This window comes from Paenibacillus sp. FSL R5-0744 (assembly GCF_037972555.1).
Classification (GTDB): Bacteria; Bacillota; Bacilli; order Paenibacillales; family Paenibacillaceae; genus Paenibacillus_AQ.
This window is the reverse complement of sequence record NZ_CP150228.1, coordinates 6,184,841-6,203,511: the sequence shown is the minus strand read 5'-3', so window position 1 is coordinate 6,203,511 and position 18,671 is coordinate 6,184,841. Positions and strand designations below refer to the sequence as shown.

At 45.1% G+C, this 18,671-nt stretch carries 20 protein-coding genes and 1 other annotated feature; all 20 genes read left to right on the top strand.

Translation table 11 applies throughout. The features are described 5' to 3' along the window. Nucleotides 1–9 precede the first annotated feature (9 nt). A complete protein-coding gene (gene pssA / locus MKY19_RS27630) occupies nucleotides 10–747 on the top strand; it encodes a CDP-diacylglycerol--serine O-phosphatidyltransferase (protein ID WP_042192208.1) in 738 nt (245 codons plus the stop codon). 179 nt (nucleotides 748–926) lie between these two features. Then, entirely contained in the window at nucleotides 927–2,015 is a 1,089-nt protein-coding gene (locus MKY19_RS27625) for a PIN/TRAM domain-containing protein (RefSeq protein ID WP_042131244.1), read from the top strand. 95 nt (nucleotides 2,016–2,110) lie between these two features. Beyond that, entirely contained in the window at nucleotides 2,111–2,809 is a 699-nt protein-coding gene (ispD, locus tag MKY19_RS27620) for a 2-C-methyl-D-erythritol 4-phosphate cytidylyltransferase (RefSeq protein ID WP_042192206.1), read from the top strand. Next, nucleotides 2,806–3,294, top strand: a complete 489-nt coding sequence (gene ispF / locus MKY19_RS27615) for a 2-C-methyl-D-erythritol 2,4-cyclodiphosphate synthase (RefSeq protein WP_042192203.1) — start codon at nucleotides 2,806–2,808, stop codon at nucleotides 3,292–3,294. Before ispD ends, ispF begins: the two co-directional genes overlap by 4 nt. Before the next feature lie 53 nt (nucleotides 3,295–3,347). Further along, entirely contained in the window at nucleotides 3,348–4,811 is a 1,464-nt protein-coding gene (gene gltX, locus MKY19_RS27610) for a glutamate--tRNA ligase (protein ID WP_339267428.1), read from the top strand. Between the two features lie 511 nt (nucleotides 4,812–5,322). Beyond that, a complete protein-coding gene (gene cysE, locus MKY19_RS27605) occupies nucleotides 5,323–6,015 on the top strand; it encodes a serine O-acetyltransferase (RefSeq protein ID WP_042192199.1) in 693 nt (230 codons plus the stop codon). A 49-nt stretch (nucleotides 6,016–6,064) separates the two neighbouring features. Further along, nucleotides 6,065–7,474 (top strand): cysteine--tRNA ligase, encoded by a 1,410-nt coding sequence (cysS, locus tag MKY19_RS27600; RefSeq protein ID WP_339798907.1) that lies wholly within the window; start codon nucleotides 6,065–6,067, stop codon nucleotides 7,472–7,474. Continuing rightward, nucleotides 7,471–7,905 (top strand): Mini-ribonuclease 3, encoded by a 435-nt coding sequence (locus tag MKY19_RS27595; RefSeq protein ID WP_042192194.1) that lies wholly within the window; start codon nucleotides 7,471–7,473, stop codon nucleotides 7,903–7,905. The genes cysS and MKY19_RS27595 overlap by 4 nt, the downstream gene beginning before the upstream one ends. Nucleotides 7,906–7,942: 37 nt before the next feature. Further along, a complete protein-coding gene (rlmB, locus tag MKY19_RS27590; protein WP_042131237.1) occupies nucleotides 7,943–8,707 on the top strand; it encodes a 23S rRNA (guanosine(2251)-2'-O)-methyltransferase RlmB in 765 nt (254 codons plus the stop codon). Nucleotides 8,708–8,709: 2 nt separating this feature from the next. After that, nucleotides 8,710–9,231, top strand: a complete 522-nt coding sequence (locus tag MKY19_RS27585) for an NYN domain-containing protein (protein ID WP_076286854.1) — start codon at nucleotides 8,710–8,712, stop codon at nucleotides 9,229–9,231. A 158-nt stretch (nucleotides 9,232–9,389) separates the two neighbouring features. Continuing rightward, nucleotides 9,390–10,034, top strand: coding sequence for an RNA polymerase sporulation sigma factor SigH (gene sigH / locus MKY19_RS27580; RefSeq protein ID WP_036680496.1), 645 nt, complete (start codon nucleotides 9,390–9,392; stop codon nucleotides 10,032–10,034). Nucleotides 10,035–10,425: 391 nt separating this feature from the next. Further along, nucleotides 10,426–10,575 (top strand): 50S ribosomal protein L33, encoded by a 150-nt coding sequence (gene rpmG / locus MKY19_RS27575; RefSeq protein WP_076099620.1) that lies wholly within the window; start codon nucleotides 10,426–10,428, stop codon nucleotides 10,573–10,575. Nucleotides 10,576–10,595: 20 nt separating this feature from the next. Continuing rightward, nucleotides 10,596–10,787 carry a preprotein translocase subunit SecE gene (gene secE, locus MKY19_RS27570; RefSeq protein ID WP_036680497.1) on the top strand — a complete coding sequence of 64 codons (192 nt, stop codon included), beginning with the start codon at nucleotides 10,596–10,598 and terminating at the stop codon, nucleotides 10,785–10,787. 21 nt (nucleotides 10,788–10,808) lie between these two features. After that, nucleotides 10,809–11,342, top strand: a complete 534-nt coding sequence (gene nusG / locus MKY19_RS27565; protein ID WP_036680499.1) for a transcription termination/antitermination protein NusG — start codon at nucleotides 10,809–10,811, stop codon at nucleotides 11,340–11,342. 75 nt (nucleotides 11,343–11,417) lie between these two features. Next, entirely contained in the window at nucleotides 11,418–11,843 is a 426-nt protein-coding gene (rplK, locus tag MKY19_RS27560) for a 50S ribosomal protein L11 (RefSeq protein WP_042131235.1), read from the top strand. Between the two features lie 82 nt (nucleotides 11,844–11,925). After that, a complete protein-coding gene (gene rplA, locus MKY19_RS27555; RefSeq protein ID WP_036680504.1) occupies nucleotides 11,926–12,618 on the top strand; it encodes a 50S ribosomal protein L1 in 693 nt (230 codons plus the stop codon). A 67-nt stretch (nucleotides 12,619–12,685) separates the two neighbouring features. Continuing rightward, nucleotides 12,686–12,838 (top strand) — a sequence feature (ribosomal protein L10 leader region). Between the two features lie 64 nt (nucleotides 12,839–12,902). Beyond that, entirely contained in the window at nucleotides 12,903–13,406 is a 504-nt protein-coding gene (gene rplJ, locus MKY19_RS27550) for a 50S ribosomal protein L10 (protein WP_042192187.1), read from the top strand. 66 nt (nucleotides 13,407–13,472) lie between these two features. Beyond that, nucleotides 13,473–13,832 carry a 50S ribosomal protein L7/L12 gene (gene rplL, locus MKY19_RS27545; protein ID WP_036680508.1) on the top strand — a complete coding sequence of 120 codons (360 nt, stop codon included), beginning with the start codon at nucleotides 13,473–13,475 and terminating at the stop codon, nucleotides 13,830–13,832. Nucleotides 13,833–14,043: 211 nt separating this feature from the next. Further along, complete coding sequence (locus tag MKY19_RS27540; RefSeq protein ID WP_042192184.1) at nucleotides 14,044–14,643, top strand: class I SAM-dependent methyltransferase; 600 nt, start codon at nucleotides 14,044–14,046, stop codon at nucleotides 14,641–14,643. Nucleotides 14,644–15,066: 423 nt separating this feature from the next. After that, nucleotides 15,067–18,612: a DNA-directed RNA polymerase subunit beta gene (gene rpoB, locus MKY19_RS27535; RefSeq protein ID WP_339798902.1), complete on the top strand. Its 3,546-nt coding sequence runs from the start codon at nucleotides 15,067–15,069 to the stop codon at nucleotides 18,610–18,612. The last annotated feature ends 59 nt before the right edge of the window (nucleotides 18,613–18,671 follow it).

Below are 18,671 nucleotides of genomic sequence, written 5' to 3'. Positions count from 1 at the left end.
GGTGAAGAAATGATACAAAAATCAATTCCGAGTCTTTTTACCATAGGTAACTTGATGCTCGGAATGTTTGGTATCATGATGGCGTTTGACGGTAAAGTTAGCATGGCCGCTATCATGGTTATTATTGCTATGCTGTTAGACGGATTGGATGGCCGAGTTGCTCGTGCACTTAAATGTGAGAGTGAATTTGGTAAGGAACTGGACTCTTTGTCTGATGTCGTTTCTTTTGGAGTAGCACCGGCTGTTATTATGTACGTCTCAAGCCTGCATGATTTAAATTCTGCATTAGCCTGGACAGTAACTGCAATTTTCCCGGTGTTTGGTGCATTGCGCCTAGCTCGCTTTAATGTTCATCCAGGGGTTCCTGGTTATTTCATCGGATTGCCAATTCCTGCTGCTGGTGGTGTACTTGCCACATTAGCTCTTTTTAATAAAGATGTTTCTGCTCCATTTATGATCGTGGCTACATTGCTCTTATCATATTTGATGGTCAGCACTGTTAAATATCCTAATTTTAAGAAGGTTGGATTACCTAAAAAAGTGGTTGTCGGAGCGCCAGTAGTCATTGTTGTTGCCGTGGCTGTTGCTGTTGTGTTCCCTGAACAAATTGCTAAGCTAATCTTCGTCTTACTTGGGATTTACGCGTTATATGGTTTTAAACAAAACATCGATCGATTGACAGCCAGACGCCGTCACCGTCGTAGAAGACGTTCTGAAGATAAAGTGTATCACTCGAAGAACGGTTAAAGCAGTCTTGTAGTAAGGTTGAACTAATATAATTATAGCTAGAGGCTTTGTCGTCCTTAGGGGATGGCAAAGCCTTTTTGCAATTCCAGCGCTACCCCAAGTTTATCGTCTTGAAAATTGGAACATACTGGTGAGGTATAGATCATTCAAGGATGAATAAAAAGGAGGTGCGTTAGGTTATGTGGAAAAAAGTGATATTGTCTTTTGCTTTAATATGTGGTGCTTGGTCTGGTTTTTCGCTATACCATGCGCTTGAAAGAGGATTCCCCAAGGGAATGGAAAAGCTGAGTGAAAGTTTACCTGTAGAGGGAAGCATTTTATTTACGGTGCTGGGTGCCATTATTTTTTTGTTTGCGGGGTCTTTATGCGCGGAATGGGGAGGTTCAAAACTGCGGGAGGCGGTTCTGTACTGTTCGCGTATACCAATGAATGAATTGGCTGCAGGTGCAGCTGGGCTTACAGGAGGGCTTTTGCTATCTCTTCTGTTATATCCTGCTATGATTTGGCTTGGAAAAGCTGGGCAGTTGCTGCAGGTACCCGTTACGTTAGCTTTTGGATATATGGGGCTGCGGATCGGTCTGGAGAAAAAAGAGGAACTAGCTGCACTTTGGACAACTGGACGCTGGGGGCAAGCGGCTGAACCGGAAGGTCGTGGCCTGGAGGAGCATAAAATCCTCGATACGAGCGTTATTATTGATGGTCGGATCGCCGACATTTGCAAAACTGGATTTATTGAGGGAACGATTGTCATACCGGAATTCGTACTTGAGGAGCTCCAACATATCGCAGATTCTTCCGATCTACTGAAACGTAATCGCGGACGGCGGGGACTTGATATTCTCAATAAAATCCAAAAAGAGCTCGATGTGAAGGTATTAATCTACGAGGGAGATTTTGAAGAAATCTCTGAGGTGGATAGTAAGCTGGTGAAGTTAGCGAAGGTACTGCGAGGTAAAGTAGTTACCAATGACTTTAACTTGAATAAGGTTTGCGAATTACAAGGAGTCTCAGTCCTGAATATTAATGATCTTGCGAATGCCGTGAAGCCCGTAGTGTTGCCTGGTGAGGAAATCGTAGTTCAGGTCATTAAGGATGGAAAAGAGCATGGACAAGGCGTAGCCTATTTAGACGATGGAACAATGATCGTTGTGGAAGGCGGACGGGAATATATCGGAACTACGATGGAGGTTCTCGTCACGAGTGTGCTTCAAACTTCAGCTGGACGGATGATATTTGCGAAGCCAAAGCTCTTGGAAAAAGCACAATAAGCGTAGATAAAGTACACGGCAAATGTCCTATGGGTTGGAAATGCCCGCCAAACACGTTATGATGGGAATATACGTGAAAGACAGGAGCCTGAGTAATGTCAAACAGTGTGGGCGTCGTCATTGTGGCGGCAGGCAGAGGAACGCGAATGGGGACTGTAGAGAGCAAGCAATATCTGTTACTGCAGGGGAAACCAATCATCGTTCATACGCTGGAAGTATTTCAGCAGCACGAATTGATTTCTGAAATCGTGCTCGTAACCGGTAAGGAAGATATTGAGCGCTGCCGGGAATGGATACAGCTCTATAAGCTGGACAAGGTTAAGGCTATAGTACCTGGTGGATCTGAGCGTCAGCATTCCGTACATAAAGGATTGTTGAAACTTACGACACAGTGGGTAATGGTACATGATGGTGTTCGTCCGTTTGTGCAGCCGAATGAAATTGAGGCATGTTATGAGCGAGCGAAGCAGATCGGTGCTTCAGTTCTTGCTGTACCAGTCAAAGATACGATCAAACAGGTAGATAACGAAGGCAAAGTACTGTCTACGCCGGATCGGCGAAGTCTGTGGGCGATTCAAACCCCGCAGACTTTTCGTCTTTCTGAATTGCTGGATGCCTATGCGGCCGCGGAGCGGGATGGATTTCTAGGTACTGATGATTCCAGCTTGGCAGAGCGTGCTGGTATTCCGGTTTCTGTGGTAGAGGGAAGCTACAGAAATATTAAGATTACGACGCCAGATGATTTGGATTTTGCAGAATTCACAGAAAGAAACAGGGGAGAGGGACAATCATGATCGCTGTAGGACAAGGGTTTGATGTACATCAACTGGTTGAGGGAAGGCCTTGTATTATTGGAGGCGTTACAATTCCTTATGAAAAAGGATTAGTAGGACATTCCGATGCCGATGTGCTGCTGCACGCAGTAAGTGACGCGATTCTAGGCGCACTAGGACTTGGTGATATTGGCAGACATTTTCCGGACACAGATCCAGCGTTTAAGGACGCGGATAGCTTGAAATTATTAGAACAAGTGTGGGCACTTGCTAGCGAGCGAGGTTATAAGCTTGGAAATATCGATTCAACGATTATTGCCCAAAAACCAAAGATGGCGCCATACATTCCACAAATGACGGAGATTATCGCTCGTGCGCTTCACGCGGACCCGTCCAAGGTGAACGTTAAAGCTACGACTACTGAACAGCTTGGTTTTGCCGGTCGTGGTGAAGGAATTGCCGCACAATCTATTGTCTGTCTACTCCAAGATGTGATATCATCTTGAGATGGTCTAAGTAGCAAATCTAAGTTTTAACCATATGAAGCGGAGGGAATATAATGACGGATCAAGTCCGGGTGCGTTACGCACCGAGCCCTACGGGACATTTACATATAGGTAACGCCAGAACGGCGCTGTTTAACTATCTGTTCGCCCGTAATAAAGGCGGTAAATTCATTATCAGAATTGAAGATACAGACGTGAAGCGCAATGTCGCAGGCGGCGAAGAGAGCCAGCTTAAGTATTTGAAATGGCTAGGCATGGATTGGGATGAGAGTGTTGATGTTGGCGGAGAGTACGGACCTTACCGCCAGACTGAACGTCTTGACCTATATCGTGTATATTGGCAGGATTTGCTGGACAAAGGTTTAGCTTACCGCTGCTACTGCACAGAGGAAGAACTGGAAGCAGAACGTGAAGAACAGACTGCACGTGGAGAAACCCCTCGTTATTCCGGCAAACACCGTGATTTGACGGAAGAACAACGCCTTGCCTTTGAAGCTGAGGGACGAGTAGCTAGCATTCGCTTCCGTGTACCAGAAGATCGTACGTACACGTTCGATGATATCGTAAAAGGTACTATTTCTTTTGATACGAAAGAAATGGGTGATTTTGTTATCGTGAAGAAGGACGGAATTCCGACCTATAACTTTGCGGTAGCTGTTGATGATTATTTGATGGCTATCACCCATGTACTACGTGGGGAAGATCATATTTCCAACACACCACGTCAGCTAATGATCTATGAGGCTCTTGGTTGGAAACCCCCAATATTTGGTCATATGACACTGATTGTCGGTGACAACCATAAGAAGCTTAGCAAGCGGGATCAATCTGTAATTACATTTATTGAGCAATATGATGAATTGGGTTACTTGCCTGAGGCTTTGGTTAACTTCATTTCTCTACTGGGCTGGTCGCCAGAGGGAGAAGAGGAGATCTTCAGTAAAGAAGAACTTATTTCTATTTTTGATGCGGACCGTTTGTCCAAAAGTCCGGCTGTATTCGATAAGCACAAGCTGGCGCATCTAAATAATCACTATATTAAGCATGCTGATCCTAAACGGATCTCGGCATTAGCGATTCCACATCTGCAAAAAGCGGGGAAAATACCGGCTGAGCTGAATGATGAGCAGCAGGCATGGGCAGAAAGCCTTGTAGCACTGTATCAAGAGCAGATGAACTCTGCCTCCGATATCGTAGAGCTATCTGAACTATTCTTCCGCAGCCATCTGGAGTTAGAAACAGAAGCGGCGCAGGTTCTGGCGGAAAGCCAAGTGCCTGAAGTCTTGTCTGCTTTCCTAGCTAAGGTTGAAGCTTGTCAGGATTTCAGTGCTAGTAATATGGCTGTACTGATCAAGGAAGTGCAGAAAGAAACAGGGCACAAAGGCAAAGCGCTCTTTATGCCGATACGTGTGGCTTTGACCGGACAAACGCACGGACGTGATCTTAATATAACGATTGCTTTGCTCGGCCAAAACCGTGTCATCGAACGTTTGAAATCACAAATTAAAGGAGCTTAAGGTAGTATTACTTATCATTAAGCCTCTTGTCAGTCCCTTATCTTTTACGCTAAGATAGAACCATATGATAATAGCTGTGATCAGGAGAAGTACGTCCATAAAGGCAATTGCCAGAGAGAATAACCGAGAAAGGGATACCCTTTCGGGCTGGGAGTTATTCATTTGTCCGGGGCAGAACATGCGCCTGTGAGCTGCACGGTTGAACGATCCTAAAGGCTCGTTAGATCGCGCCGGGTACATCGCCGTTAATGATGCCAAGTGGAACGAAGGAACTCTGCCGATGGTAACAACAGCAGTCTGTTTGATTCGTTCAAGCAGAGTGGAACCGCGGTTAAACGTCTCTGCAGCTTTATGCTGCAGGGGCTTTTTTTGTTTCAGGGTATCTTTTCTAATATAACAAACCAAGCAAACACCCACAGCATATGTATGATAAGAATGATGGATTGGAGACAATACCTTCCTTGTGTACCTGTAAACAGGAGATGGGGGAGTCAAGAAGAGAGGAACCGTGATGTTTAAGCATATTAAGTCGGACATTCGGGCGGTATTTGATAACGATCCCGCTGCCCGCAGCTGGTTCGAGGTTGTCTTCACGTATGCAGGGTTGCACGCCATTTGGGGTCACCGGATTGCCCATTCTTTTTTCAAACGCCGCTGGTATACAATGGCCCGTATGGTCTCACAGTTTAGTAGATTTATGACCGGTGTTGAAATCCATCCCGGAGCTGTCATCGGAAATAGGCTGTTTATCGACCATGGTATGGGGATTGTTATTGGGGAAACCTGTGAAATCGGTGATGATGTTATTATCTATCAAGGTGTTACACTTGGGGGGACAGGGAAAGAAAAAGGTAAGCGCCATCCCACAGTTGGCAACAATGTAGTTATTGGTTCTGGTGCGAAGGTATTAGGATCGTTTCGTATCGGCGACAATTCAAATATAGGTTCGAATGCGGTTGTGCTGCGTGAAGTTCCAAATAACAGTACAGTAGTAGGGAATCCGGGCCGTGTAGTAAAACGTAACGGTGAACGTGTATCCGATCGCTTGGATCATACCAAGATGCCAGACCCGCTTGTAGATTCACTTCGCTTTCTGCAAAAAGAGATCGAAGAGATCAGAGAGAAGCTTGGCGAAGAAGATAAGCAAAAGACCGCGCAGCGGCTAGTCGAAACTCAGCAGTACATTGGTGATTACGAAATTTAAGCATATCCGGTACTTAAGGAATCGGGACAACAGAAAGGGTTGGAATAGGATGGCTTTACAAATTTACAACACAATGACACGCAGCAAGGAGCAGTTTGTGCCCCAAGAGTCGGGCAAAGTGAAAATGTATGTATGTGGTCCAACCGTTTATGGATATATGCATATCGGAAATGCTAGACCTATTATTGTCTTTGATATGGTCCGGAATTATTTGGAGCAACTCGGCAATGAGGTACGGTATGTTACGAACTTCACAGATGTAGATGATAAACTGATACGCAAAGCAGAAGAAATGAACACTTCAGTAGCAGAGGTTGCTGAGATTTTTATTAATGCTTATCGTGAGGATCTTGAAGGGCTTGGAGTAAAACCGGCAACATTGAATCCGCGGGTAACAGAAAGCATGGAGCTGATCATTGGATTCATTAAAGAGCTCGAGGAAAAAGGGTATGCCTACGAGAGTGGTGGCGATGTATACTACCGTACTTCCAAATTTGAAGACTATGGTAAGCTGTCCCGTCAGAATCTAGATGAATTACAGTTTGGTATTCGCGTGGAGGTAGACTCACGGAAAGAGAAACCTGAGGACTTTGTGCTGTGGAAAGCAGCAAAACCAGGTGAAGTGTACTGGCAGAGCCCGTGGGGAGATGGACGCCCGGGCTGGCATATTGAATGCTCGGCCATGGCAAGAGAGTTCTTGGGGGATACGATGGACATCCACGGGGGTGGACAAGATTTGCAGTTCCCGCATCATGAATGCGAATGCGCTCAGACAGAAGCTCTGACGGGTAAGCCACTCTCTAATTATTGGATGCATAATGGATTTATCAACATCGGTGATGAAAAAATGTCGAAATCATTGGGTAACGGTTGGCTTGTGAAAGATATCCGTGGGCAATTTAAAGCTGGGACTATTCGTTATTTCATGCTATCGACCCATTATCGTAATCCGTTGAACTTCTCGGTGGATTCAATGACTTCAGCTGAAAAGAGCGTAGAACGTATCTCACTTGCAGAAAGTAACGTTAAGCATCGTCTTGAACTTGCTGCTGAAGGTGCTCAGGGTGAGGTCAGCTTAGAGATTAATGATAAGTTATCTGCTATTGTGGCCAATTTTCATGCTAGAATGCAGGATGACTTTAATACCCCTGATGCGATTACCGCTATGTTTGATTGGGTGAGTCTTGCAAACCATACCCTTGCGAATAGTGAAGCAGCCCCTGCTGATTTTGCTGCGCTCTTGCAAGCTTTTGGGGAAATGAATGCTGTGCTGCGTTTGACACCTGAGCATGAGGAAGAAGAGATCGCGAGTGAAGAAGTTGAACGATTGATCGCGGAGCGGGTTGAAGCGCGTAAGAATAAGAATTGGAGCCGGTCCGATGAGATTCGTGATGAATTAGGTCGCTTGGGCATATTGCTTGAGGATACTCCGCAAGGAATGCGGTGGCGGCGGAAATGAGTGAGGAACGCAAGTTTCAGAACGGGTGGTTTCCTTACGAGCCTTCCAAACCTGCGCGACTCCTCTCGCCAATTGTGCTTGCCTATGTAGGAGATGCCATTTACGAAGTGTCAGTTCGCCAGTATTTAGTATCTCTTCCGAATTTGCGCCCAAACCATCTGCATCGCTCCGCTACAGGACTTGTATCCGCTAAGGCGCAGAGTGCAATTCTTGGATTTTTGGAGCCAAGTCTCACAGAAGAGGAAAAAGATGTCGCCCGTCAGGGGAGAAATGCTAAATCGGGAAGTATTCCTAAGAATGCAGATGTGCTTGAATACCGTCATGCTACTGCTTTTGAGTGTCTGATAGGTTACTTATACTACACAGGTCAACAGGAGAGAATACAAGAAATTGTGAACAGTGGCATACAGTTTATGTTGAAACAGCCGTGATAAAGCTTTTGCGAAATAGAGAATAGGAGAAGTGAACATGGAAGAAGATTTGAAGACAGAAGAGGAAATATTGGCTGGGAAGCATTCAGTGCTTGAGGCGCTTCGTGCGGGTCGTACATTAAATAAAATATGGATTGCAGAAACGGCTCAGAAGCATCTGACCGCACCAATCGTCGCTGAAGCACGTAAAGCGGGGATTGTCATTCAGCATGTGGACAAGCGTAAGCTGGATCAGCTTGCTCCTGGAGTTCAACATCAGGGGGTAGTTGCTCAAGCCGCGCCTTTTGCCTATGTCGAGGTAGATGATCTGCTGGCTGCAGCTGAAGCCAAAGGAGAGCCTGCATTCTTGATTTTGCTGGATGAGATTGAAGATCCTCATAACCTAGGGTCCATTCTGCGGACAGCAGATTGTACTGGAGTGCATGGAGTAATCGTACCTAAACGTCGTTCGGCTCAGATTACTGCTACCGTCTCCAAAACATCGGCGGGTGCCGTGGAATATGTTCCGGTTGCGCGGGTGACTAACCTAGGTCAGACCATTGATCGTCTGAAAGAGCAGGGAGTCTGGGTAGTAGGTACGGATGTGGATACAGATCAGAATCTGTTTGGATCCAATATTTTCACAGGACCGGTAGCTGTTGTAATCGGTAATGAGAATAAAGGGATGGGACGCCTGATTCGTGAAAAATGTGATGTATTACTTAAGCTGCCGATGGCCGGAAAGATCAATTCATTAAATGCCTCTGTCGCCGCAGGAGTCATTATGTATGAAGTGGTACGCCTTCGGCAACAGCAGGGATAACTATGGCCGACTGGCGCGATGTGCTGCTTGTGGACGGGTATAATATGATCGGTGGCTGGCCGGAACTAGCGGCACTGTCCCAGATTGGTATGCAGGAAGCACGCGACCGCTTGATGGATTTGCTGGCTGATTACCAGGCTTACTCAGGACGACGAGTTATTGCTGTGTTTGATGCATACCGCGTTCCAGGATTGGGTCGGTCATTTGTCCAGGGCAAAGTCCAGGTGTTTTTCACCAAGGAAAAAGAAACCGCAGATGAATGCATCGAGCGATTGGTTGGAGAATTTAGCAACCGACGTCGGCAGATCTATGTTGCAACAAGTGACTTTGTGGAGCAACATATTATTTTCGCCCAAGGTGCACTGCGGATTTCTGCAAGAGAATTGCACCTAGAAATTGAAGAGAACCAGAAACAAGTGAAAAAAGCTATCGAACCGGGAAGTATCAGTTCTACACGTCATTCTTTGGAAGACAAACTGCCTCCTGATGTGCGGAGTAAACTGGAAAATTGGCGTAGGCAGTGACAAGAGGAAAGATTTAGGTAATATTTTTATTCCATTTTATGCTATTCCAGATTGTTTTTGGACAAATCCGGTTGACGGTGTAAGGTAACATAATATATACTGATCCTATATTTCGCGAAGTAACGATGTGTCTTGCGTTGCAGCCGGGGGGATTCTTGGTGAGTGTCGACCTCAAGGAAATAATGCTATCCGAGTATGATTTCATAAGTGATGAAGATATTGTCGAGGCTTTCCGTGGTGGCGACAGTGGCGCATTGGAACACTTAATTAATAAATACCGTAATTTTGTACGTGCTAAAGCCCGCTCTTATTTCTTGATCGGGGCAGATCGTGAAGATATTGTTCAAGAAGGAATGATTGGTCTATATAAGGCTATTCGTGACTTTAAAGGTGACAAGCTCTCTTCATTCAAGGCTTTTGCTGAGCTCTGCATAACACGTCAGATTATAACTGCTATTAAGACGGCCACGCGTCAGAAGCATATTCCGCTCAATTCTTATGTTTCGTTGGATAAGCCCATTTATGATGAAGATTCCGACCGGACGCTTATGGATGTCATTTGTGGAACTCAGGTACTAGATCCAGAAGAGCTAATTATCAATCAAGAAGAATTCATTGGACTTGAAGATAAGATGGCGGAGATTTTAAGTGACCTAGAGCGTAAGGTTCTGATGTTGTATTTAGACGGACGATCTTATCAGGAAATTGCTGAAGATCTGAAGCGGCATGTGAAATCTATTGATAACGCTTTACAACGAGTAAAGCGGAAATTAGAAAGATATCTAGAAGTGCGTGACAATTAATGATATAATGAACACAAGAGGGCTCGTACATCGAGTTCTTTTTTTTAGTCTCATGAAATTGCTTAGATAGAATTAGGAGCTAACACCATAAATTTCTATTTGAGTCGATTTTAGTTGTTGCCGTTGAGGGTAGGTTTATACACAGTCGGAATGCCCCATAATGATAAGGAAGACAGCGAAGTGTGAGGAAGAGATAGACCCAAGGACAGGGTACGGCCATATGACTATAACACCCGAAATTACCCAGTGCAGAACGGAATTCTTTCGTTGACACAGACCTTGACATTATGCTAAAGTGTTTTAGGTAGGCCTAAATTCGCGGCTTTTTTTAGGATCAATATTTACGTCTTCTAATTGTAATGTTAGAAGGACGTCTCGGGAGGTGCACATCATGCGGGTAATTATCACTTTGGCTTGTACAAGTTGCAAACAAAGAAACTATGCGACTACCAAAAACAAGCGAAATCACCCCGACCGCATGGAGATGAAGAAATTTTGCAAGTATTGTAACTCGCAAACTCCTCATCGCGAAACCAGATAGTCTGTGGAGGTGTAGTCGGCATGAAACGTAGTTTCAAGTCTATGTTTTCCTTTTTCACTGAGAGCTGGAGTGAACTCAAAAAAGTTCGCTGGCCAAGTCGTAAAGAATTGACCAACTATACATTGATCGTTCTCGGTACAATTGTAGTTGTCGCTATTTACTTCTGGGTTCTGGACATCGGTATTTCCGCTGTGATTGAAGCGATTATTTAGAGAGGTCCCAGGTGGCTTGATATGGAAAAAAGATGGTATGTCGTTCATACCTATTCTGGGTATGAGAATAAGGTCAAAGCCAATTTGGAAAAGCGCGTTGAGTCCATGGGCATGGAAGACAAAATATTCCGCGTTCTTGTTCCTATGGAAGAAGAAATCGTAAACAAAGACGGTAAGAAAAAAACCGTTATGCGTAAAGTTTACCCGGGTTATGTTTTGGTGGAAATGGTTCAGACTGATGATTCCTGGTATGTTGTCCGCAATACTCCGGGCGTTACTGGATTTGTTGGTTCGACAGGCTCAGGGTCTAAACCAACAGCTTTGCTTCCGGAAGAGGTAGAACAAATTCTGAAGCATATGGGCATGGTTGAACCTAAAGCGAAGATTGATTTCGAAATCAAGGAATCCGTACGTATTATGGTTGGTCCGTTTGCGAATTTTGTGGGATCCGTGGAAGAAATTTTGGCTGACAAGAGCAAGATCAAAGTGCATGTGAACATGTTTGGACGGGAAACCCCGCTAGAGTTGGATTTCACTCAAGTGGAGAAAATATAACATAAGCTAAGGGTTTCTTGTGGGAGAGCGCCAATGGCGTTCGAAGACCACTATTTTTGCAAGGAGGTGTCACTCATGGCTAAAAAAGTTATTAAAATGGTGAAACTGCAGATTCCTGCAGGGAAAGCGAATCCAGCGCCTCCAGTAGGTCCGGCGTTAGGTCAAGCAGGTGTCAACATCATGGCATTCTGTAAGGAATTTAATGCTCGTACTGCCGACCAGGCTGGCTTGATCATTCCGGTTGAAATTACAGTATTTGAAGACCGTTCCTTTACGTTCATCACTAAAACTCCTCCGGCTGCTGTTCTGCTTCGCATCGCTGCTAAAGTAGAAAAAGGATCCGGCGAACCAAACAAGAAAAAAGTAGCAAAAATCGGCCGCGCTGCGGTTCGTGAAATTGCTGAAACAAAAATGCCAGACCTTAACGCTGCATCTGTAGAAGCTGCAATGCGTATGGTTGAAGGTACTGCTCGCAGTATGGGTATCACAATCGAAGACTAGTAGTTTTCGAAGAATCGGTCATTCGTGACCCGCAAGTATGTGGGAGGAATTTCCGCTAACACCACAAAGGAGGAACATTTTCATGGCTAAACATGGTAAGAAATACCAAGAAGCTGCTAAGCTGATCAACAGCGAAGCAACTTACGAGCCTTCAGAAGCTGTAGAGCTTGTGAAAAAGGCAGCGACTGCAAAATTCGACGAAACCGTTGAAGCAGCAGTTCGTCTGGGTGTAGACCCGCGTAAACAAGACCAAGCAGTTCGTGGTGTTGTTGTCCTGCCTCACGGCACTGGTAAAACACAACGCGTGCTTGTATTTGCAAAAGGTGAAAAAGCGAAAGAGGCAGAAGCTGCTGGCGCGGATTTTGTTGGTGATCAAGACATGATCAACAAAATTCAACAAGGCTGGTTTGAATTTGATGTCTGCGTAGCTACACCTGATATGATGAGTGAAGTCGGTAAACTGGGTCGTCTGCTTGGTGGTAAAGGTCTTATGCCTAACCCTAAAGCTGGCACAGTTACATTCGATGTTTCCAAGGCTGTGCAAGAAATCAAAGCCGGTAAAATCGAATATCGTCTTGACAAAGCAGGTCAAATTCACGCGCCAATCGGCAAAGTGTCCTTTGATGCTGCACAATTGAACGATAACCTTAAAGCTCTTATCGACGCTTTGAACCGTGCGAAACCAGCTGCTGCTAAAGGTGTATACCTTAAAGGCATCTCGATTTCTTCCACAATGGGTCCTAGCGCTCGTGTGAACACAACCGTCTTCAGATAAATAAGGGTTGACTCTTTGGGTCAATTTTGATAATCTATAACAGTTGTGAAACTTAAGGTATCAATCTTAACCTTGAATATGCTTACCGTAGACAGTAGGTGCCTTAGTGCTTAATTCCCTACCGAGGTGTTGTGATAGAAACAAGAAGTAACGAGCTCGCTCGTATAACTTTCGTTTTATCAAGCCTTCGTGATTCTGCGGAGGCTTTTCTAATGCCTGCGTAGGAGCGGTGATGCTTTCCTTGGAAAGGACGCCGACACATAAATTTTCAGGAGGTGTATACATTGGCAAATGCAAAAGTAATTCAAGCAAAACAGGATGCGGTTGACGTTGTTACTGCGAAACTGCAAAACAGTCTTTCGACTGTTGTAGCGGACTATCGTGGATTGAACGTTTCCCAAGTGACTGAACTGCGTAAGCAACTTCGTGAAGCTGGCGTTGAGTTTCAAGTCCTGAAGAACACATTGCTACGTCGCGCAACTGCTGCGGCTGAGTTGACTGAGTTGGATGAAGTTTTGACTGGTCCAACAGCTATCGCATTCAGCACAACTGATGCAGTAGCTCCAGCTAAAATTTTGAACGATTTCGCCAAGAAAAACGACGCTTTGAAATTGAAAGGCGGCGTAGTAGAAGGACGTGTCATCGACGCGGACCAATTGAAAGCACTGGCTGAGCTTCCATCCCGCGATGGTTTGCTGTCCATGCTGCTTAGCGTACTTCAAGCTCCAATGCGCAACTTCGCGCTTGCAGTTAAAGCTGTTGCTGAAAAAGAAGAACAAAGCGCGTAAGCCTTTGACTCTTGCAGCATAAATCAATACCACAAACAAATTTAAATTATAAATGGAGGTTCAATCATGAGTAAAGAAGCAATCTTGGAAGCAATTAAAGGCATGAGCGTATTGGAACTGAACGACCTGGTTAAAGCAATTGAAGAAGAATTCGGCGTAACAGCAGCAGCTCCAGTAGCAGCTGGCGGTGCGGTAGCAGCAGTAGCTGAAGAGCAATCCGAATTTGACGTAATTTTGACAGGCGCTGGCGCTTCCAAAATCAACGTTATCAAAATCGTTCGCGAAATCACAGGCCTTGGCTTGAAAGAAGCTAAAGACCTTGTAGACAACGCACCAAAAGCAATCAAAGAAAAAGTAAGCAAAGACGAAGCCGAAGCTACTAAAGCAAAATTGGAAGAAGCAGGCGCAGCTGTAGAAGTGAAGTAATTCCTTCTATACTGAAAACCCCTTGAACTTGTTCAAGGGGTTTATTTTATAAAAATATAAGAAAGTATAAGTTTCACATTATACTTTATCTTTATATTTCTCGCTTGAACGCTTACCGTCCTTATAAGGACATCAGAGGCGTTTATGCTTGATAGAGTTAGTAGGGTTGTGTGAATACAAACTATTAACATAAAGGAAAGGGAGGATAGAGATGTCGCAACATTATTATTCGCAGCAACCGGAAGTGCGTCATGACAGACGTACCATCGACACCGTTCTAAGAGGCAAAAGCTTTCGTTTCACAAGTGATGCGGGTGTGTTCTCTAAAGGAGACATCGATTACGGTAGTCGAGTTCTCATTGAAGCTATGGATATTCCGGACGGTTCAGCAGTGCTTGATGTGGGTTGCGGATATGGACCGATAGGCATAAGTGCAGCATACCTAGCCCCCAAAGGGCAAGTTACGATGATTGATATTAATAGTCGTGCGGTAGAACTTGCGCGTGAAAATGCCCAGCACAATGGAATCCGGAATGTTACGGTAATGGAAAGCGATGTGCTCGGCGCATTGAATGAACAACAAAAGTTCGATGTGATTCTTACCAATCCTCCGATACGTGCAGGAAAAGCTGTAGTGCATCAGATTTTTGAAGAAGCTTATGAGCATTTAAATGAGGGTGGATTTCTGTGGATTGTCATTCAGAAGAAGCAGGGCGCTCCATCAGCGGTAGCTAAACTTGAAAGCTTGTTCTCAAATGTAGAAGAAGTGGGCAAAGATAAAGGTTATCGTATTATTAAAGCTCAAAAATAAAAATCAATAGGTTATTGACATGTGATAGTGATAATGGTATTATTATAAAATGTCAGTATTAAGATAGGCTCCATGTCTTTAGTTTGCTGAAAATGTCAAGCGATATATTGTCGCCGGCTAGCGCAAGCCGTACGGCAAGTTTTTTGCGAATTGGTTCTCTATGCTCTGGCGTAGCGAGTGTTACGCGGTAATAGATAATAGCGCATAAACTGTTGCTTGTTGACGTATAATATGTACGTTTTGGGCAAATCTACTGGATAAGGAGTATTTTGGTCATGGATAAGTGCGCTCTTTTTTCGAAGATTTCGATAAGGGCTTTTCTTTTATTTATGACTGAATCCTTGTAGTATGGTTCCATTATACGGTTCCAAACAAGGGTTCGCAATCAATTTTTAAGTGAGTAGACATGAGGGGTGAGTAAAGTTGGCAGGACATCTTGTTCAGTATGGTCGACGCACTCGGCGGAGCTATGCGAGAATTAACGAGGTACTCGAGGTCCCGAACCTGATCGAGATCCAACAAAAATCTTATGATTGGTTTTTGGAGGAAGGATTGCGGGAAATGTTTCAGGACATCTCGCCGATCCAGGATTTCACAGGTAATTTGGTGCTAGAGTTCATTGATTACAGCCTGGGTGAACCAAAATATACGGTTGACGACGCTAAAGAGCGGGACGTGACGTATGCGGCTCCTCTGCGTGTAAAGGTGCGGCTCATTAATAAGGAGACCGGTGAGGTCAAAGAGCAGGAAGTGTTCATGGGAGATTTCCCGCTGATGACGGAGACCGGCACTTTTATTATTAACGGTGCGGAACGGGTTATTGTCAGCCAGTTGGTTCGCTCTCCAAGCGTCTATTTCAGCACAAAAGTGGATAAGAACGGCAAAAAAACCTACACCGCCACAGTAATCCCGAACCGCGGAGCCTGGTTGGAACTTGAGACCGACGCTAAGGATATTATGTATGTTCGTATCGATCGGACTCGTAAAATTCCTGTTACCGTACTTTTGCGTGCTCTCGGTTTCGGTAGTGATGCCGAAATTCTGGAATTGCTTGGCAATGATGAATATATTCGCAATACGCTGGATAAAGACAACACGGACTCCACGGAGAAGGCGCTTATTGAAATTTATGAGCGTTTGCGTCCGGGCGAACCGCCGACACTAGACAATGCCAAAAGTTTGCTGGTCGCGCGTTTCTTTGATCCAAAACGCTACGACCTAGCTAATGTAGGCCGTTACAAAATCAATAAAAAGCTACACATTAAGAACCGTCTTTTCAATCAACGTCTTGCTCAGCCTTTGGTTGACGAAGCTACAGGAGAAATCCTGGCTGAGTCCGGTCAAATGGTCGATCGCAGACTGCTTGATGAATTGATTCCTTACTTCGAAAAGAATGTTGCCTTTAAGAACTACCGTGTTACTGGTGGGGTTATGGACAGCGAAGATATTCCTCTTCAAACGATTGACGTATTCTCGCCAATTGAAGAAGGTCGGGTTATTAAGCTGATCGCTAACGGCAACATCGACAAGTCTGTTAAGCACATTACTCAAGCTGATATTATATCCTCGATCAGCTACTTTATTAATTTGCTTCACGGAATTGGTAATACCGATGATATTGACCATCTGGGTAACCGTCGTCTGCGTTCTGTGGGTGAACTTCTGCAGAATCAGTTCCGTATCGGTTTGTCCCGTATGGAGCGCGTTGTGCGTGAAAGAATGTCGATTCAGGATGCTAATGCAATTACGCCTCAAGCTCTGATCAATATTCGTCCGGTTATCGCGTCCATTAAAGAGTTCTTCGGTAGCTCCCAGCTGTCTCAGTTTATGGACCAGACGAACCCACTTGCGGAACTTACGCATAAACGTCGTCTGTCTGCACTCGGACCCGGTGGTTTGACACGTGAACGCGCGGGCTTTGAAGTTCGTGACGTCCATCACAGTCACTACGGCCGGATGTGTCCAATTGAAACACCGGAAGGTCCGAACATTGGATTGATCAACTCCTTGTCCACCTTTGCTCGTATCAACGAATACGGCTTTATTGAAGCTCCGTATCGTTGGGTAGATCCAAAGACAGGTAAGGTAACTGAACAAATCGATTATCTGACTGCTGATGAGGAAGATAATTATGTAGTTGCTCAGGCTAACGTATTGATCGATGAAGATGGCTCCTTTAAGGAAGACATGGTAATCGTTCGTTACAATAAAGACTCTGACAACATTACAACAATGCCAAGTAATCGTGTAGATTACATGGACGTTTCGCCTAAACAGGTCGTATCCGTCGCTACGGCGCTCATTCCGTTCCTTGAGAACGATGACTCCAACCGCGCTCTGATGGGATCTAACATGCAGCGTCAAGCCGTTCCACTTCTAATTCCTAAAGCTCCGCTCGTCGGAACAGGGATGGAACATAAATCCGCTAAGGATTCTGGCGTATGTGTTGTTTCTAAATATGACGGTATTATCGAACGCTCTTCAGCTAATGAAATTTGGCTGCGCCGGGTTGAAACTGTCGAAGGCAAAGAAGTTAAAGGCGATATCGTTAAATATAAATTACACAAATTTATGCGTTCTAACCAAGGTACCTGTATTAACCAACGTCCTCTAGCTAAAAGAGGGGATATTGTTAAGAAGGGTGACATCCTGGCGGACGGTCCTTCTACAGAAATGGGCGAACTTGCTCTTGGTCGTAACGTAGTCGTTGCGTTCATGACTTGGGAAGGTTACAACTACGAGGATGCGATCCTGTTAAGTGAAAAGCTAGTTAAGGAAGATGTATACACTTCGATTCATATCGAGGAATACGAATCCGAAGCTCGTGACACTAAACTGGGACCTGAAGAAATCACACGTGATATTCCAAACGTGGGCGAAGAAGCTCTGCGCAATCTTGATGAGCGTGGAATTATCCGCATCGGTGCGGAAATCAGTGCTGGTGACATTCTAGTTGGTAAGGTTACTCCTAAGGGTGTAACTGAATTGACTGCAGAAGAGCGTCTCCTACACGCTATCTTTGGTGAGAAGGCTCGTGAAGTACGGGATACCTCTTTACGCGTTCCTCACGGTAGTGATGGTATTATCGTTGACGTTAAAGTATTTACACGTGAGAACGGCGATGAGCTGCCTCCTGGCGTAAATCAATTGGTTCGTGTGTACATCGCTCAGAAACGTAAGATTTCTGAAGGTGACAAAATGGCCGGACGTCACGGTAACAAGGGTGTCGTTGCTCGTATCCTGCCAGAAGAAGATATGCCGTTCCTTCCGGACGGTACGCCGGTACAGGTTGTTCTTAACCCTCTAGGCGTTCCTTCTCGTATGAACATCGGACAGGTGCTTGAGGTCCATATTGGTATGGCCGCATTGCGTCTGGGAATTCACATTGCAACGCCGGTATTCGACGGAGCGCGTGAGTACGACGTATTTGATACGATGGAAGAAGCTGGCATGCAGCGTAATGGTAAGACTGTATTGTACGATGGTCGTACAGGTGAACGCTTCGAACGTGAAGTTACTGTCGGTGTCATGCATATGATCAAACTGGCGCACATGGTTGATGATAAGATTCACGCCCGTTCAACAGGACCTTACTCACTAGTTACGCAACAGCCACTGGGTGGTAAAGCTCAGTTTGGTGGACAGCGTTTCGGGGAGATGGAAGTGTGGGCGCTTGAAGCTTACGGTGCTGCATATACATTGCAAGAAATTTTGACTGTAAAATCCGATGACGTGGTTGGTCGCGTGAAGACGTACGAATCCATTGTCAAAGGTGAAAATGTACCGGAACCAGGTGTTCCTGAGTCGTTCAAGGTATTGATCAAAGAACTGCAGTCCCTGGGTATGGATGTTAAGATTCTTAGCGGTGACGAGCAGGAAATTGAAATGAGAGAATTGGACGATGAGGACGAGACGTCAGGCGACAAGCTGAGCCTCAATTTAGAAGGCGCAGAAGTCGGAATAGAATAATCACGTTGGAGCTTTTGAGTTCCATTTTATAAAGGACCGCGCCCTCTTTTGATGTAACA

Excerpts from the sequence above, each read along its gene's own strand:
- pssA (WP_042192208.1), top strand. The coding sequence starts at position 10 with ATGATACAAAAATCAATTCCGAGTCTTTTTACCATAGGTAACTTGATG.
- MKY19_RS27625 (WP_042131244.1), top strand. The coding sequence starts at position 927 with ATGTGGAAAAAAGTGATATTGTCTTTTGCTTTAATATGTGGTGCTTGG.
- ispD (WP_042192206.1), top strand. The coding sequence starts at position 2,111 with ATGTCAAACAGTGTGGGCGTCGTCATTGTGGCGGCAGGCAGAGGAACG.
- ispF (WP_042192203.1), top strand. The coding sequence starts at position 2,806 with ATGATCGCTGTAGGACAAGGGTTTGATGTACATCAACTGGTTGAGGGA.
- gltX (WP_339267428.1), top strand. The coding sequence starts at position 3,348 with ATGACGGATCAAGTCCGGGTGCGTTACGCACCGAGCCCTACGGGACAT.
- cysE (WP_042192199.1), top strand. The coding sequence starts at position 5,323 with ATGTTTAAGCATATTAAGTCGGACATTCGGGCGGTATTTGATAACGAT.
- cysS (WP_339798907.1), top strand. The coding sequence starts at position 6,065 with ATGGCTTTACAAATTTACAACACAATGACACGCAGCAAGGAGCAGTTT.
- MKY19_RS27595 (WP_042192194.1), top strand. The coding sequence starts at position 7,471 with ATGAGTGAGGAACGCAAGTTTCAGAACGGGTGGTTTCCTTACGAGCCT.
- rlmB (WP_042131237.1), top strand. The coding sequence starts at position 7,943 with ATGGAAGAAGATTTGAAGACAGAAGAGGAAATATTGGCTGGGAAGCAT.
- MKY19_RS27585 (WP_076286854.1), top strand. The coding sequence starts at position 8,710 with ATGGCCGACTGGCGCGATGTGCTGCTTGTGGACGGGTATAATATGATC.
- rpmG (WP_076099620.1), top strand. The coding sequence starts at position 10,426 with ATGCGGGTAATTATCACTTTGGCTTGTACAAGTTGCAAACAAAGAAAC.
- secE (WP_036680497.1), top strand. The coding sequence starts at position 10,596 with ATGAAACGTAGTTTCAAGTCTATGTTTTCCTTTTTCACTGAGAGCTGG.
- nusG (WP_036680499.1), top strand. The coding sequence starts at position 10,809 with ATGGAAAAAAGATGGTATGTCGTTCATACCTATTCTGGGTATGAGAAT.
- rplK (WP_042131235.1), top strand. The coding sequence starts at position 11,418 with ATGGCTAAAAAAGTTATTAAAATGGTGAAACTGCAGATTCCTGCAGGG.
- rplA (WP_036680504.1), top strand. The coding sequence starts at position 11,926 with ATGGCTAAACATGGTAAGAAATACCAAGAAGCTGCTAAGCTGATCAAC.
- rplL (WP_036680508.1), top strand. The coding sequence starts at position 13,473 with ATGAGTAAAGAAGCAATCTTGGAAGCAATTAAAGGCATGAGCGTATTG.
- MKY19_RS27540 (WP_042192184.1), top strand. The coding sequence starts at position 14,044 with ATGTCGCAACATTATTATTCGCAGCAACCGGAAGTGCGTCATGACAGA.